Annotated in this window: 14 protein-coding genes; 8 read left to right on the top strand and 6 right to left on the bottom strand. The window is 70.5% G+C overall.

What is annotated here, in order from left to right; translation table 11 throughout:
* Positions 1 to 23 precede the first annotated feature (23 nt).
* From KOI35_RS31035 to KOI35_RS31025, 3 genes are all read left to right on the top strand, one after another.
* Positions 24 to 2,840: an RICIN domain-containing protein gene (locus KOI35_RS31035; protein WP_215792211.1), complete on the top strand. Its 2,817-nt coding sequence runs from the start codon at positions 24 to 26 to the stop codon at positions 2,838 to 2,840.
* Positions 2,841 to 2,851: 11 nt separating this feature from the next.
* On the top strand, positions 2,852 to 4,027 hold the full coding sequence (locus KOI35_RS31030) for an MFS transporter (protein WP_215792210.1): 1,176 nt from the start codon (positions 2,852 to 2,854) through the stop codon (positions 4,025 to 4,027).
* A gap of 84 nt (positions 4,028 to 4,111) precedes the next feature.
* Entirely contained in the window at positions 4,112 to 5,080 is a 969-nt protein-coding gene (locus tag KOI35_RS31025) for an AraC family transcriptional regulator (RefSeq protein ID WP_215792209.1), read from the top strand.
* Here the strand turns inward: KOI35_RS31025 and KOI35_RS31020 are convergent.
* Positions 5,077 to 5,820 carry a universal stress protein gene (locus KOI35_RS31020; protein WP_215792208.1) on the bottom strand — a complete coding sequence of 248 codons (744 nt, stop codon included), beginning with the start codon at positions 5,818 to 5,820 and terminating at the stop codon, positions 5,077 to 5,079. The two genes, KOI35_RS31025 and KOI35_RS31020, sit on opposite strands and share 4 nt — an antisense overlap.
* A gap of 155 nt (positions 5,821 to 5,975) precedes the next feature.
* Between KOI35_RS31020 and KOI35_RS31015 the strand changes: the two genes are divergently transcribed.
* Both KOI35_RS31015 and KOI35_RS31010 read left to right on the top strand, forming a co-directional pair.
* Positions 5,976 to 6,674 carry an alpha/beta fold hydrolase gene (locus tag KOI35_RS31015; RefSeq protein ID WP_215792207.1) on the top strand — a complete coding sequence of 233 codons (699 nt, stop codon included), beginning with the start codon at positions 5,976 to 5,978 and terminating at the stop codon, positions 6,672 to 6,674.
* The gene (locus KOI35_RS31010) at positions 6,671 to 6,874 is read left to right on the top strand and encodes a 2TM domain-containing protein (RefSeq protein ID WP_215792206.1); all 204 of its coding nucleotides are present in this window, start codon (positions 6,671 to 6,673) and stop codon (positions 6,872 to 6,874) included. Before KOI35_RS31015 ends, KOI35_RS31010 begins: the two co-directional genes overlap by 4 nt.
* Here KOI35_RS31010 and KOI35_RS31005 read toward each other — a convergent pair.
* The gene (locus tag KOI35_RS31005; RefSeq protein ID WP_246614059.1) at positions 6,834 to 7,037 is read right to left on the bottom strand and encodes a hypothetical protein; all 204 of its coding nucleotides are present in this window, start codon (positions 7,035 to 7,037) and stop codon (positions 6,834 to 6,836) included. The genes KOI35_RS31010 and KOI35_RS31005 overlap by 41 nt on opposite strands.
* A gap of 60 nt (positions 7,038 to 7,097) precedes the next feature.
* Between KOI35_RS31005 and KOI35_RS31000 the strand changes: the two genes are divergently transcribed.
* From KOI35_RS31000 to KOI35_RS30990, 3 genes are all read left to right on the top strand, one after another.
* Positions 7,098 to 9,617, top strand: a complete 2,520-nt coding sequence (locus KOI35_RS31000) for a 2Fe-2S iron-sulfur cluster-binding protein (protein ID WP_215792205.1) — start codon at positions 7,098 to 7,100, stop codon at positions 9,615 to 9,617.
* Between the two features lie 289 nt (positions 9,618 to 9,906).
* Entirely contained in the window at positions 9,907 to 10,482 is a 576-nt protein-coding gene (locus KOI35_RS30995) for a polysaccharide deacetylase family protein (protein ID WP_215792204.1), read from the top strand.
* Positions 10,483 to 10,486: 4 nt separating this feature from the next.
* Positions 10,487 to 11,554: an LCP family protein gene (locus KOI35_RS30990; RefSeq protein ID WP_215792203.1), complete on the top strand. Its 1,068-nt coding sequence runs from the start codon at positions 10,487 to 10,489 to the stop codon at positions 11,552 to 11,554.
* Between the two features lie 20 nt (positions 11,555 to 11,574).
* On the opposite strand, the gene KOI35_RS30985 is transcribed toward KOI35_RS30990, so the two are convergent.
* The 4 genes from KOI35_RS30985 to KOI35_RS30970 all read right to left on the bottom strand — a co-directional run bounded on the left by KOI35_RS30985 (position 11,575) and on the right by KOI35_RS30970 (position 14,726).
* A complete protein-coding gene (locus tag KOI35_RS30985; RefSeq protein ID WP_215792202.1) occupies positions 11,575 to 12,216 on the bottom strand; it encodes a fasciclin domain-containing protein in 642 nt (213 codons plus the stop codon).
* Between the two features lie 83 nt (positions 12,217 to 12,299).
* Positions 12,300 to 12,944, bottom strand: coding sequence for an anti-sigma factor (locus KOI35_RS30980; RefSeq protein ID WP_215792201.1), 645 nt, complete (start codon positions 12,942 to 12,944; stop codon positions 12,300 to 12,302).
* Positions 12,898 to 13,476 (bottom strand): RNA polymerase sigma factor, encoded by a 579-nt coding sequence (locus tag KOI35_RS30975; RefSeq protein ID WP_215792200.1) that lies wholly within the window; start codon positions 13,474 to 13,476, stop codon positions 12,898 to 12,900. Before KOI35_RS30975 ends, KOI35_RS30980 begins: the two co-directional genes overlap by 47 nt.
* An 86-nt stretch (positions 13,477 to 13,562) precedes the next feature.
* Complete coding sequence (locus KOI35_RS30970; RefSeq protein WP_215792199.1) at positions 13,563 to 14,726, bottom strand: hypothetical protein; 1,164 nt, start codon at positions 14,724 to 14,726, stop codon at positions 13,563 to 13,565.
* Positions 14,727 to 14,878 lie beyond the last annotated feature (152 nt).

Genomic DNA, 14,878 nt, shown 5'->3' with positions numbered 1-14,878 from the left:
TGCTGTCATGCCAGGAGGCAGACGTGCACCGACGATCCGTTCTTTCCGGCGCGGCCGCGATCCCCGCCGCGGCCGCCGCGATGTGGCTCACCGACGGCCCGGCCGCCGCGGCGGCCCCCGGCTACGTCACCAATCGGGCGCCCCTGCGGCCCGACGCGTTCATCCGCCTCGCCCCGGGGGCGGTCAAGCCCGGCGGCTGGCTCTCGACTCAGCTGAACTACCAGCTGGCCGGCATCAACGGCCGGATGACCGAGATCTCGCACTTCCTGCAGTACAACAACACCGGCTGGATCACCCCCAGCCTCGGCGGCTGGGAGGAGTTGCCGTACTGGCTCAAGGGCTACAGCAGCCTGGGCTACGTGACCGGCAACGCCACCGTGCAGCAGCAGACCGCCCGCTGGATCAAGGGCGTGATGGCGACCCAGGCGTCGGACGGCTACTTCGGACCGACCGCGTTGCGCACCAGCCTGAGCGGCGGACCGGACTTCTGGCCGCACATGCCGATGCTGCACGCCATCCGGACCTACCAGGAGTACACGAACGACGCCGCGGTGATCCCGTTCTTCACCCGGTTCTTCCAGTACGTGAACCGGGCCCCGCTCAGCGCCTTCAATCAGAGCTGGGGCGCGCAGCGGTGGGCCGACACCCTCGAGGTCGTCTTCTGGGTCTACAACCGTACGGGCGACGCGTTCCTGCTCGACCTGGCCCGCAAGATCCACGCGAATTCGGCCAACTACATGAACAACCTGCCGACCCTGCACAACGTGAACCTGGCCCAGGGCTTCCGCGAGCCGGCCGTCTACGGCATGTTGTCCGGCGACAACGCCCACACGCAGGCCAGCTACAACAACTACAACACCATCATGACCACGTACGGGCAGTTCCCCGGTGGTGGCTTCGCCGGCGACGAGAACGCCCGGCCCGGGTTCGGCGACCCGCGCCAGGGCTTCGAGACCTGCGGCATCGTCGAGTTCATGCTGAGCCACGAAATCATGGGCCGGATCACCGGCGATCCCGTGTGGGGCGACCGCGTGGAGGATCTCGCGTTCAACAGCCTGCCCGCCGGGCTCGACCCGAAGCAGCAGGGCATCCACTACGTGACGAGCGCGAACACGATCGCGCTGCTGGACCGGCCGGGGCACTCGCGGCAGTTCGACAACACGTTCGCGATGCAGGCCTACATGCTCGGCATCGACAACTACCGGTGCTGCCCGCACAACTACGGCATGGGCTGGCCCTACTACGTCGAGGAGATGTGGGCCGCGACCCCGGACAACGGGCTGGCCGCGCAACTGCACGGGCCGTCGACGGTGACCGTGGCGGTCGGCGACGGCACGGCGGTCACGATCACGGCCGCGACGACCTACCCGTTCGGCGACACCATCACGTACACGATCAGCACGCCGAAGGCGCTCGCCTTCCCGCTCTACCTGCGCATCCCGAAGTGGTGCACCACGCCCTCGCTGACCGTGAACGGTGCCGCTGCTTCTGTCGCGGCCGGTCCGACGTACGGGAAAATCTCTCGCACCTGGAACAACGGCGACAAGGTGGTGCTGCGACTCCCGATGCAGGCCAAGGTCCGCACCTGGACGGCGATGCACAATGCGGTGTCGGTCGACTTCGGCGCGCTCACGTTCTCGCTGGCGATCACCGAGAACTGGAGCCGGATCGGGGGCAGCGACGCCTGGCCGACCAGCGAGGTGCGGCCCGGCTCGGCCTGGAACTACGGTCTGGCGCTGGACGGCTTCTCGGTCACGACCGGGCTGGGCAACGCCAACGACCCGTTCACGCCGGCCAACGCGCCGGTCCGGATAACGACGAATGCACGGAAGATCCCGAACTGGAAGGCCGACGCGGACACCGTCGTGACCGTGCTGCAGGACAGTCCGACGCCGTCGGCCGAGCCGGTCGAGCGGGTCACGCTGATCCCGATGGGTGCGGCCCGGCTGCGCATCACGTCGTTCCCGCGCATCGGTGACGGCAAGCCGTGGACGGCGCCGGCCGCCGCGTTCCGGATCCAGAACCAGAACTCCGGCAAAGTGCTCGGCGTCGACCAGATGTCACTGAGCGACAGCGCGCGGGTCGTGCAGTTCGGCGACACCGGCACGGCCGACCATTTGTGGCAGATCGTGGACAACGGCGACGGCTGGGTCCGGATCGTCAACGTCAACTCGGGCAAGGTGCTCGGGGTCGACGGCATGTCGACGGCCGACTCGGCCCAGGTCGTGCAGTTCAGCGACAACGGGACGGCCGACCACCTGTGGCAGGTGCTCGACAACGGCAACGGTTACGTGCGCGTCAAGAACAAGAACTCGGGCAAGGTGCTCGGCGTGTCCGGCATGTCCACGGCCGATTCGGCCAACGTCGTGCAGTTCGCCGACAACGGCACGGCCGACCACAACTGGCGGTTCATCCCCGACGGCACGGTGAAGCTGCAGGTCACGCACACCAACCAGGTGCTCGCGGTGAACAACATGGCCACCACCAACGGCGCGCAACTCGTGCAGTATCCGCCGACCGGCACGGCCGACCACGTGTGGAAGTTCGTCGACGTCGGCAGCGGGTACTTCCGGATCGTGAGCAGCATGGTCGACCGGTGCGTCGACATCGCCGGGCAGTCGACGGCCGACGGCGCGCTCGCTCACCTGTGGGACTACCTGGGCACCGGCAACCAGCAGTGGCGGCTGGCCTGGAAGGCGGCCGGGGTGTTCGCGATCGTGGCCCGGCACGACGGCAAGGTGCTCGAGGTGCAGGGCGGATCCACCGCCAACAGTGCGACGGTCGGCCAATGGGCCGATGCCGGACTGGCCCACCAGAGGTGGCGGATCATCCCCGGCTGAGCTTTCCTTGCATGATCAACAGCGTCACGGCACCGGCCGCACCCGGCAGAACCTCGTGGGCCGGTGTCGTCTCGCTGAGTCTCGGTTTCTTCGCCTTCGTCATGTCCGAGTTCCTGCCGGCCAGCCTGCTCCCGCGGATCGCCGGGGAACTCGGCGTGTCACCGGGCACCGCCGGGCAGACGGTCACCGTCACCGCGGTCGGTGCCGTGCTGTCCGGCCTGCTCCTGCCGGCCTGGCTGCGCCACGTCGACCGGCGGCACGTCACGCTCGGGCTGACCGTCGCCGCGATCGTCGCCAACCTGCTGGTGGCCGTGGCACCCAACCTCGCGGTGCTGCTGGCCGCGCGCCTGCTGCTGGGCGTCGCGCTGGGCGGCTACTGGGCGCTGGCCATCGCGATCGTGACGCGGCTCGTCCCCGACGACCGCCTCGGTCGTGCGGTCACCGTGATCAACGCCGGGGTCTCGGTCGCCACCATCGCCGCCGTCCCGCTCGGCACCTGGCTCGGCGAACTCTGGGGCTGGCGGGCGGTGTTCCTGCTCGGCGCCGGGGCGGCCGTGCTCGCCCTGGTCGTGCAGGTGGTGACCCTGCCCCGCGTCGCCCCGGAGTCGGTGGGCGGGCTGCGGGCCCTCGGCTCGGCCCTGCGCTCGGGCGTCCTGCTGCTCGGCCTGACCGCGATCCTGCTGATCGCGGCGGGCCAGTTCACCGGCTTCACCTACATCCGGCCGGCCGCCGAGAGCGTGTCCGGCATCGACGCGGGTGGGCTGGCCGTCCTGCTGCTCGTCTACGGCATCGCCAACGTGCTCGGCACCGCCCTCAGCGGCTTCCTGGTCGACCGCGCGATGCGGGTCGCCGCCGTCGGGTTCCCGGCCGTGTTCGGGGCCGGCATGCTCGCGATGGTCGTGCTCGGCGGCTCGACCATCGGGTTGTTCGCCGCCGCCGCGCTGTGGGGTTTCGGGTTCGGCGGCGTTCCGACGACGACCCAGACCTGGGGCGCCCGCGCCGATCCGGAACGCCTCGAGCAGGTCGGCGGGCTGACCGTGGCCGTGTTCCAGATCGCGATCGCGCTCGGCGCGGTCGTCGGCGGTCTGCTTGTGGACGGTGCCGGGGCGACCGCGGCATTGATCACCGGCAGTATCGGAGCGGTGTCAGGCGGTATTCTCCTTGCGGCCGCCCGACGGCCGACCTGAATACGTCGCTTCGGGCGAGCCCGACCGGGTTACCGGCCTTCGCAATGCGGTATCCCCGTCGTAACGTCGCGGGAGGGGGTTCACGTGTCCGCAAACGAGGTGCCGATCATCCACGCCGCCACGGAGTCCCGTGACTTCGAGGAAGTGCGCGATCTGATCACCCGGCGGTATGTCGACCACATCCCGATGCTCGACGGCAGCGGCCACGACTTCGAGTTCCGGTCGCGCATGATCTCGGCCGGTGGCCTGATCATCGACCGCCCCCGCTACCTGGCCCGGATGAGCTTCCGCACCGAGCCGTTCCCGACCTTCCTGACCTCGTCCGTGCTCTCCGGCCGATATTCCGTGGCGACCGGGCGGCTCCACGGCCAGGCCTCGGCCGGCGAGGTCATCCTCTATCCGCCCGGTGCCGCGCTCGACCTGGTGCTGGACCGCAGCGATCAATACATCCTGCAGCTGCCGATGGAGGCGGTGAACCGGGCCGCGGGCCGGCTCGGGGTCAAGCCGGGCGACCTGAGCTTCGACGGGGTGACACCGATCAACGCGGCGGCCGGCCGGCGCTGGGCCGACACCGTCGTCTACCTGATCCGGATGCTCACCGTGCCCGGCGAGACCGCGATCCACCCGCTGATGCTCAGCACCCTGATCGAGACCGCGGCCGCCACCGCGGTGACGGTCTTCCCGAACACGTCGATGACCATGGACTACGTCGCCGGCCCGCACCCGACCGCCCCGGCCGTGGTGCGCCGTGCGATCGACTATGTGGAGGCGCACGCCGCCGACCCGATCACGCTGGAAGACATCGCGGCCGCGGCCGGAGTCGGGGTGCGCACCCTGCAGGCCGGCTTCCGCCGCTACCTGGACACCACCCCGATCGGCTACCTGTTCCGGGTCCGGCTCGACCACGCGCACTACGCCCTGCAGGCCGCCGACCCCACCGTCGAGACCGTGGCCACCATCGCCCACCGGTGGGGCTTCACCCATCTGGGCCGGTTCTCGGCCCGCTACCGCAGCACGTTCGGCCGTCGTCCCAGCGAGACCCTGCGTTCCTAATTTTCCGTACGGACCACGGCGACATTTTCCGTACGGACCACGGCGACCGGCCCGGTCGACCGGTGCAGCAGCGCCTGGCTGGTGGATCCGAGCAGCAGGCCGGTCAGCGGGGTGCGGCCACGCGAGCCGACGACCAGCATCGCGGCGTCGGTGGTCTCGTCCGGGACGACCTCCTCGGGGTGCCCGGTGACCAGTCGCTCGTGCACGATGACCTGCGGGAACGCCGCCCGGCCGGCGGCTACCGCGGTGGCCAGCACCGCGAGCGCCGCGTCGGGCAGATAGCGGGTGCTCGTCATGACCCCGGTGCTGCCCGCTCCGGAGGGCAGGGCGGGCACCGGCCAGGCGTGCACCGCGTGCAGTTCCCGGCCCCGCCGGGCCGCCTCCTCGAACGCGAACAGCACGGCCGCGTCGCTGGTGCCGGCCGCGTCGACGGCCACCACGACCGGGCCCGGCGGATCGACCTCCTCGCGGACCACCACGACCGGGCCCGCCGCGGCCACCGCGACCTGCCCGGACACCGACCCGAAGAGCGCGGCGGTCAGCCGGCCCCGGTCGCGGGCGCCGAGCACCAGCAGGGTGCTTCCGGACGACGCCTCGACCAGGGCGGCCACCGGCTCCGCATCCGCGTGCAGCACCCGCAGCGGCACGCCCGCCGCCTCGGCGTACCGGCCGGCCCACCGCTCCGCGGCCCGCGACTCCACCGAGTCATCCACTCCCACGACGACGTTCGTGATGGTCATACCTGCTCCCTCCGATGGTTCCGGTTGTCTCAGGTATGCCCACCGCGTTTGTCGAGGGGCACGCAACGCCGTGACGGTTGCGTGACCGTTCAGTCCTTGTCCAGCGGTTGTGCACGGCCCCCGCCCTAACCTCCCGGCACAAAGGGAGGAAACAGATGACGATTGTTCTGGTACACGGGGCGTTCGCCGACAGCAGCGGCTTCACCGCGATCATCGAGCGGCTGACCGCCGCCGGTCACACGGTGGTGGCCGCCGCCAATCCGCTGCGCGGGCTCACTTCCGACGCCGCGGCTCTCTCGGCGCTGCTGGCATCCATCGACGGGCCGATCACGCTGGTCGGGCACTCGTACGGCGGGGCGGTGATCTCCACCGCGGCGACCGGCAACACCCAGGTGAAGGCGCTGGTCTATCTGGCCGCGTTCGTGCCCGAGCTGGGCGAGAGCGCCCAGTCGCTGGTGGAGAAGTTCCCCGGCAGCACGATCGGCGAGTCGCTCAAACCGGTGCCGCTGGGCGATGGGCAGGTCGACCTGTACATCGATCCGCGCGTGTTCCACCCGAACTTCGCGGGTGACCTGCCCGCCGGTGCAGCCGCGCTCTTCGCGGTCACGCAGCGGCCGGCCACCGGCGCCGCGCTCGGTGAGCCCGCCTCGACGCCACAGGCCTGGCACTCGATTCCGAGCTGGAACCTGATCAGCGGCGCCGACCGGATCATCCCGCCGGCCGCCCAGGAGTTCATGGCCGAGCGGTCGGGGGCCCGGGTCCGGGTGATCGAGGGGGCATCGCACATGGTCTTCGTCTCACACCCGGACGAGACCGTCGCCTTCATCGAGAGCGCCGTCCGGGAGTCGAAATGAAGACGGGGCAGACTGACACCGCGGTCCGGTGGGGACTGTGGTCGCATGCCGCCTGGTACGTCCTGGCCAACGTCGGTCAGGTCTTCACCTGGTACTACGCCACGCCGGAGAAGTTCTTCTGGCCGTTGTGGTCGATCGTGGGCTGGGGCATCGGCCTGCTCATCCACTTCTGGGCGGCGCGGAGGCTGCTGCGGCGCTGACCATGGCCGTCCGATCGAGGGTGTACTGCCGTTGCAGCAGGATCGCCACGATCATCAGCGCGGCCGGAATCAGCGTGAAGCCGTAGCGGACGGCGCCGAGCGCGGCGGGGGACTGGGTGACCCGCGCGCCGGCGTCGCTCGCCAGGATCTGCAGCCGCACCACAGGTGCGGATACTCCGAGAACCTTCAGTCTTCGTCAAGTGCCGATTTCTAGCCTGCCGTCATGGAAGAGCAGTACGACGTCGTCGTCATCGGATCGGGTGTCGGTGGGCTGGCCGCCGCCCGCGCCCTCGCGCAGTTCGGCGGCCACCGGGTGCTGATCCTGGAGCAGCACTACCTGCCGGGCGGCATGACCCACGAGTTCACCCGCGACGACCGGTTCGTCTTCGGCACCGGGCTGCACTACATGAGCGCCGACGCCGGACCGTTCCTTGATTTCCTCACCGACGGCCGGGTGCAGCTGACTCCGCTGCCGGACGACTACGACGTCCTCCACTTCCCGGATTTCGACTTCACCGTGCCGGGCTCGGGCGAGCGGTTCCGCGAACGCCTCAAGACCGGGTTCCCGGACGAGGCGGTGGCGATCGACCGCTTCTTCCGCACCACTCGCCGGGCCCTGACCGGTCTGGTCGCGCGCAACATCCTCGCGTCGTTCCCGGCGCCGGTCCGGTCGGCCGGGTTCGGCCTCGTCCGCCGCATGTTCCCGTCGGCCTACCGCTCGGTCACCGACCAGCTCGCCCGCTCCTTCACCGATCCGCGGCTGCGGGCGATCATCGCGGCTCGCTGGGGCCTCTACGGGCAGCCGCCGCCGTCGAGCGCGTTCGGCTATCACGCCTCGGTGCCGCTGACCTTCTTCCTCGAAGGCACCTCACACCCGGTCGGCGGTCCACGCGAGATCGCCGCCATCGCTTCGGAGACCCTTTCCCCGTACGGCGTGGAGCTGCGCCTCAACCAGGAGGTGCGCCGGATCGTGGTCGACCGTGGCCGGGTCACCGCCGTCGACGTGGTGGAACGGGCCACCGGCCGCCGGTACCGGGTTCGCGCCGGCATCGTGGTCTCGGCCGGTGGGGTGCGTAACACGTACGCGTTGCTCGGCGACCAGGCCCGGCCGGAGTGGAACCGCGAACTGGACGACCTGACCGGGGAACCGTCGGCGCTGATGCTGTTCCTCGGCCTGGACCGCTCGCCGGACGAGTTCGGCCCGAGTGGCGCGAACCACTGGTTCATGCCCGGACTCGACGACTACGACGGCACCCTGTACGTCTCGTTCGCCTCGCTCAACAATCCGGCCGCCCGCTTCCACACGATCGAGATGCTGGAACTGGTCGATCCGGCCGTCGTCGAGCAGTGGCGGGGCACGACCGAGGGGGATCGGCCGGAGAGCTACCACGCGTTCAAGGCCGCGGCGACCCGGCGCCTGATCGATCGGCTCGACGCGCAGTGGCCCGGGATCCGGGAGTCCATCGTGTACGCCGAACTGGCCACCCCGCTCACGTACGAGAACTATCAGCACAGCGTGCGCGGCTCGTTCTACGGGCTGCCGGCGACACCGGCCCGGCTGCGGTCGGGGCGGGCCGGAAGCCGTACACCGGTAAAGGGGTTGATCGTCGCCGGACAGGACGCGTGGGGCCCGGGCGTGAACGCGGCGCTGGCCGGCGGCATCATGGCCGCCAACTCGGTGCTGCGGCCGGCGCAGATGTCGAAGATGTGGCGCACGATCCGGGGGCCGCGGCCGAAGCGGACCGGACCCTGGCGCGGTTTCCTGCGGGTCGGCGGCATCGAGGAACTGACCCCGGCCGTACGGCGGATCCGCCTCGAACCGCTGGACGGCGGCGCTCTGCCGTTCGCGTTCCGGGCCGGCCAGTACCTGAAGGCCGACCTGCCGATCGGGGCCGAGCCGATCGAACGGTCCTACTCGATCTGCAGCGGGCCCGGCGCCGACGGGTACGTCGAGATCGCGGTCAAACGGGAACCGCTCGGGCTCGGCTCGACCTTCCTGCACGACGATCTGCGCGAGGGGCTGGCGTTGCGCGTCTCCGGCCCGTACGGGGAGTTCACCTGGGACGGCCAGCCCGGGCCGATGCTGCTGATCGCCGGGGGCATCGGCGTCACGCCGTTGATGAGCGTGCTGGCTGCGGCCGCCGATCGGGTGCCGATCACCCTGCTGCTGGGGTGCCGGAGTGCGGCCGAGGTGCCGTTCGACCGCGAGCTGAAGGCTGTGCCCGGCCTGACCACCGAGCTCTACCTCACCGAGCCCGGCGGACGCGGCCGGATCGGACTCGAAGCGTTGCGGCCGCACGTCGCCGGCGTCGCCCGCGTCCACCTGTGCGGACCGGCCGCGATGATGCGCGACGTGCTCGGCGCGCTGGCCGAGCTCGGTGTGCCCCGCGACATCGTGCACACCGAGGCCTTCGTCTCCGCCCGCAGCCGCGAGACCCGGCGCGAGCGGGCGCACGCCGTCGCGCTCGCTGCCGCCGAGGCCGGGGTGTCCGGCTACACGATCCGGACGGCCGCCGCCTCGTTCCCGTGCCGCCCGGGCCAGACCCTGCTCGACGCGGCCGTCGACGCCGGGGTGCCGATCCCGCACGACTGCAGCGAGGGCGTCTGTGGCACGTGCCGGGTGCGCATCCTGGCCGGCGCCTACCGCACCGACGACCGTGGCATGTTCGCACCCGCCGAACTCGACCAGGGGTGGCGGCTGGCCTGCCAGACCCTGCCCACCGAAGACCTGACCCTCAGCTGAGGAGGAACCGGTCCTCATCGATTCCTGACATCTGATCTTCAGACTTCGAGGCTCCACGCGGGCGAACCGCGTTCGCGTGGAGCCGGAGGTGAAGATGATGTCCAGTCGGCGTGCGCTGCTCTCACTCGGTGCTCTGACGCTGCTCAGTGCGTGCGCGAAACCGACGCCGGCCCCGGTCTCCGCGCCGCCTTCCTCGTCACCGTCACCGCCACCTCCGCCGCCGTCCCCCTCGCCATCGCCGTCCCCGACCGGGCTCCCGCCACTTCCCGTTCAGAAGGAGCCGCACTACGTGGTGAAGGCCGGCCAGGGCCCCAAGGTCGTGGCGCTGACCTTCGACGACGGGCCCCACCCGGCATATACCCCGCAGGTGCTCACACTGCTGCGCAAGCACCACATCAAGGCCACCTTCTTCGTGATCGGGCAGCAGGCGGCCGGCCACCCCGACCTGATCCGGGCCATCGTCGCCGACGGGCACACGGTCGGCACGCACACGTGGTCGCATCAGGATCTGCACCGGATGAAGGCCGGCCCGGTCCGGACCGAGGTGGCGCGGGCCGTCGACAAGGTCGCCGCCGTCACCGGCGAGATTCCCGAGCTCTTCCGGGCCCCGTACGGCGCCTGGTCGCGCACGGTCTTCGAAGTCTGCGCAAAGCTGGGCCAAACGTCCATCGCCTGGGACGTGGACCCGCGGGACTGGGACAATCCAGGTTCGGGACGGATCCGCTCCAGAATCCTCGACCAGGTCGGCAACCGGTCCATCGTGCTGACGCATGACGGTGGCGGCGACCGGGCACAGACCGTACGGGCGCTGCGGGGTGTCCTTCCCGTGCTCCTCGATTCCGGCTACCGATTCGTGGGGGTGTGACGCGATGCGCCGACGCTGGAAACTGGTGCTGTCCATCGTGCTGTCCGTGCTCGCCATCGGCGTGGTCGGCGCGGTCGCCGGCACGCGGGCGCTCTCCCACCGCTACGAGGCCGCGGTCGACCGGGCCGATCTGCTCCCGCCCGCGCCGTCCCGGCCGGCGGGCGCTCCGACCGAGCCGCCCAAGGTCCGCGGGCCGATGAACCTGCTGCTCATCGGGTCGGACAGCCGCACCAAGGGGGAGCCGGGCGACGGGCGCAGCGACGTCGTCATCCTGGTGCACATCCCCGAGTCGACCGGTCACGCCTACGTGATCTCGATCCCGCGCGACACGTACCTGCCGATCGCCACCGCCGAGGGGGATCGCGGGCCCCGCAACAAGGTCAACGCCGCCTACGCGTGGGGTGGTGCGCCGCGGCTCGTGCAGACGCTGAACCAGTTCACCGGCGTCACCGTCGACTGGCCGGTCATCATCGACTTCGCCGGCATCCGCAAGCTCACCGATCTGGTCGGCGGCGTCGACGTGGTGATCGACAAGAAGAGCGTCGACCGGTACCGCTTCCTGCCCGACGACAGCCCGTACATGTCGGCGCCGTGCACCGACCCGCAGGGCCGGTCCCGCCGCTGTGTGGCCTTCCCGGCCGGAAAGGTGCACCTCGACGGGCAGCTCGCCGAGTACTACGTCCGGCAGCGGCGCGGCCTGCCCAACGACGACTACGACCGGTCCAAGCGGCACCAGCAGTACCTGCGGGCGCTGGCCGAGAAGCTGGGCGACCAGAACTTCCTCACCGATCCGCGGAAACTGGACAACCTCGTCCGTACGGCGGCGGGAATGCTCACCGTCGATCGCCGCATGCCCGTGCAACGACTGGCGTTCACGCTGCGGCACCTGCGCGCGAAGGATCTGACCTTCATGACGTTGCCGATCGCCGAGAACCGGGACGTGCCCGGGGTCGGCGCGGTGATGGTGCCCGACGCGGCGCGCTGCCGTGAGCTGTTCGACGCGCTGCGCGGTGGACGGCTCGACGCCTACCTGCGCGAGCACCCACCGAACGACGTACGGCACGGGCGTTAGCGCGCCGCGTCGGGCTCCTGCTACGGCAGGTCGATCGGGCGCAGCACCCGGTCGATGCCGTGCGCGATCTGCTTGTTGCCCTTGTTGATGTCGAACTTGATCACGCGCGGGTTGCGGTCGTTGCGGTCGGCGTCGATCAGGGCGATCCGCTTGACGCACCAGCCGTACACGTCGACCTTGATGGACGATCCGGCGGCGGTCTTCAGGCTCGCGCCGTCCGACTTGAGGGCCGCCTTGCTGGTGATCGTGGCGCCCGGGACGACGTGGTAGAGCAGCACCGACTCGACGGTGTTGATGCCCAGGCCGGCGACGGCGGTGAAGGCCGCCTTCTCGCCGGGCAGCCGCTTGGTGTGCTGGATGTCGGCCACCAGCCGCTCGAAGGCGAGATCGTTCGGCAGGAACGCGGTGAGCGCGGTGTTGCCGTCGGCCAGCACCTTGACCGGGCTGGCCGGCTTGGCCTTCAGCACCGCCTGCACGGCCGCGGTGAGGATGTCGTAGTCGTGACCGTTGCGGTCGAAGCCGCTCTTGTCCGCGGTCAGCACGGCGGCCAGCGACCTGGTGCCTAACGGCTTGCTCGTACCGTGCGCGGAGGCGGGCACGGCGGTCAGTGCGGAGGCGACGATCGCGGCGGTGGCGACCACGACGGCGCGGGTGATCCTCATGACAAGGCTTCCTTTCCCGTACGGGGTGACGGCCTCGATGCCGCCACCCCGTACTTCGCGTGAAGCCGGTCGATTGGATGCAGCTAACTCGTCAGAGTTCCGCGCAGCAGACTGTGGCCGGAGTGGGCGGCGTTGCCGTCGTGCGGTTCGTCGCTGACGTCGACCAGGCGGTACCGGGCCAGGTCGGTGCCCGGCGGCACCGGCAGCAGCGTCGGCCGGTCGGCCAGGCTGCCGAGGGCCACCATCTTGGCCGGATCTTCCGGGTCGAGCAGCCACACCTCGTGGAAGCCGGTGGTCAGCGGCAGGTTGTGCACGTCGATGCGCAGCCGGCCGTCGGCCAGGACCCGTACGTCTCCGCCGGCCGTCGGCGGCACCGTGCCCAGGGGCGTCAGGGTGGCCCGCGCCGTGATCTGTTCGGCCGGCGCGCGGACGACGACGATCACGCCGACGACGGCCAGGACCACGGCCGCCACCGCGGCGACCAGCCATTTCCGCCGGCGCGCGGGCGGTCCGGCCACCTCGGCCTCGATGGCCTGCCAGACGTGCTCGGGTGGGGCCGGCAGGTCCCGCAGTTCCTGCCCTTCGGCGCCGACGCCGGCGACGTGCCGCAGCACCGCGATCTCGTGGCGGCAGTGCTCGCATCGGGCCAGATGGCCGGATTCGGTCAGTTCCTCCAGCTCCTCAGCGAAGGCGAGTTCGATCAGCCGATCGGGATCCAGATGGGGCACCGTCCACCTCCCAACGTCGTCGCAGGGCGGCCATGCCGCGCCGGATGTGACTCTTCACCGTGCCGAGCGGGAGCCCGGTCACGGTCGCGATCTGGGGATGCGTCAGATCGTCGAAGAACGCCAGCTCCAGTGTGCGCCGTTGGTCGGTCGGCAGCCGGGCGAGCTCATCGGCGACCACCAGCCGGTCGACCGTGCGCTCCGGTGTCTCGCCCGCCTCCACCGGGGCCGGCCGGGCCTGGACAGCCTCGGTGGCCCGCTGCTCGCGGGCCGCCGACCGCATCCGGTCGGCGGCCTTGCGCCGGGCGATGCCGAGCAGCCAGCCCAGCAGGGTGCCGCGCTCCGGGTCGTAGCCGTCCCGGCCGTTCCAGGCGGCCACGAAGGTCATCTGGGTGACGTCCTCGGCGTCGGCCCGGTTGCTCAGCAGCCGCTGGGCCAGGTAGAGCACCGCGGCGCCGTGCCGGTCGTACGCCAACCGCAGGGCTGTCTCGTCGCTCGCGCGCAACCGCTCGGCGAGCTCGTCGTCGGAGCTCATCGACCTCCCTCCCGCGCATGGGTTCCTCCCTTCCTTCGTTGCACGGGGGCTCGGCGATTGGATCGAATTTTCGCCTCTTCGATGCCTCAGTAACCGATCGCCGCGGCCGACGCGTTGCGCAGGCCGGGTGCGGTGGTGCTGTCGCTGTCCACATAGAGGTTGGGGACGGCGCGGGGCGAGGTGCGGAAGACGATCCCGTACAGGGTGGCGGCGTTGAGGTAGATCGCGCGGCCGTGCGGGTGCTTGCCGTCGGCCACGATCAGATAGGACGACCCGTTGGCGGCGATCAGCGGCTCGAAGGTGTCGCTGACCGGGGCGACCAGGTTGGGCCGGGGGAGCCGCGCCGACAGGACGGCGTAGTTGGTGTTGATCGCCGTGACGTAGGCGGCCCGCGAGGCGAACGGAGCCGGGTCGACGGTGGCCCAGTTCTTGAACAGCACCACCTTGCCGCCCGGTTTGAGCACGTTGGTGAGGGCCGGGGCGTACGTGTTCAGCAGGGTGCCGCTCGCCGACGCGAGGTTGGTCGCGACCAGGTTGCTGTACTCCTGCAGCACCACGTAGTCGTACTTCTTCGAGCCGTTGACCGCGGTCGCCACCTCACCGGCGTTCCAGGTCTGCTGCAGCGTGTTGCCGAAGTGGATGACCTTGGTGACGGTGATCGTCCGGCCGGTCGCCGAGGCCATGCTCTGCAGCACCTGCGGGGTGTCCTGGCCGGTGGAGACGGTCGGGGTGCCGATCAGGCTGTTGCCGACGAACAGCACGTCCACGGCCGGCTGCGCGACCGCCGTCGCCGACACGCTGAACCGGATCGTCGAGACCGATCCGAGCGCGCTGCCCCCGGCGTTGGCGCCCGAGAAGGCCTGCACGGTCAGCGTGTAGCTGTCGGCCGTGGCCAGCAGCGGGCAGTCGACGTAGTCGTTGCAGAGGAAGTAGGGCGCGGTGTTCTCGACGCGCGTCCAGTTGGTGCCTTTCGCGCCGGTCAGCGCGAACCGGACACTTCCGGCGGTGGCCCCGTCGACCAGGTCGGCGCGCAGACTGAGGTTGCGGTTGGCGAGCCGGGTCAGGTCGACCACGGTGCCGTCGAGGACCGGGCTGACACCGAGGATCGGCTTGCGGGACACGTCGTTGATCAGCGAGATTCCGGCGATCGGCGACGACGTGGCGGCCCGGGCGCGCGGGGGAGACGCGACCAGAACCGTCATCAGGACGGTGAGCAGGGGGATCAGGGCAGTTCGGAGCGATCGGGACATCGGGGGAACCCTCTCCTGGGGATGGTGTGGCTCATCGTCGCCGCGCGCTGACCCGGGTCCGAAGCTTCTGGTCGTTCTGTCGACGGTTCCGCAACTCGTTTCCGCCGGCCGCGGGTATTTTCGGGCAGCGACAGACGTCAATGGTTTGACCC

The organism is Paractinoplanes bogorensis, from assembly GCF_018829635.1.
GTDB lineage: Bacteria > Actinomycetota > Actinomycetes > Mycobacteriales > Micromonosporaceae > Actinoplanes > Actinoplanes bogorensis.
This window is presented reverse-complemented; position numbering and strand designations above follow the sequence as displayed.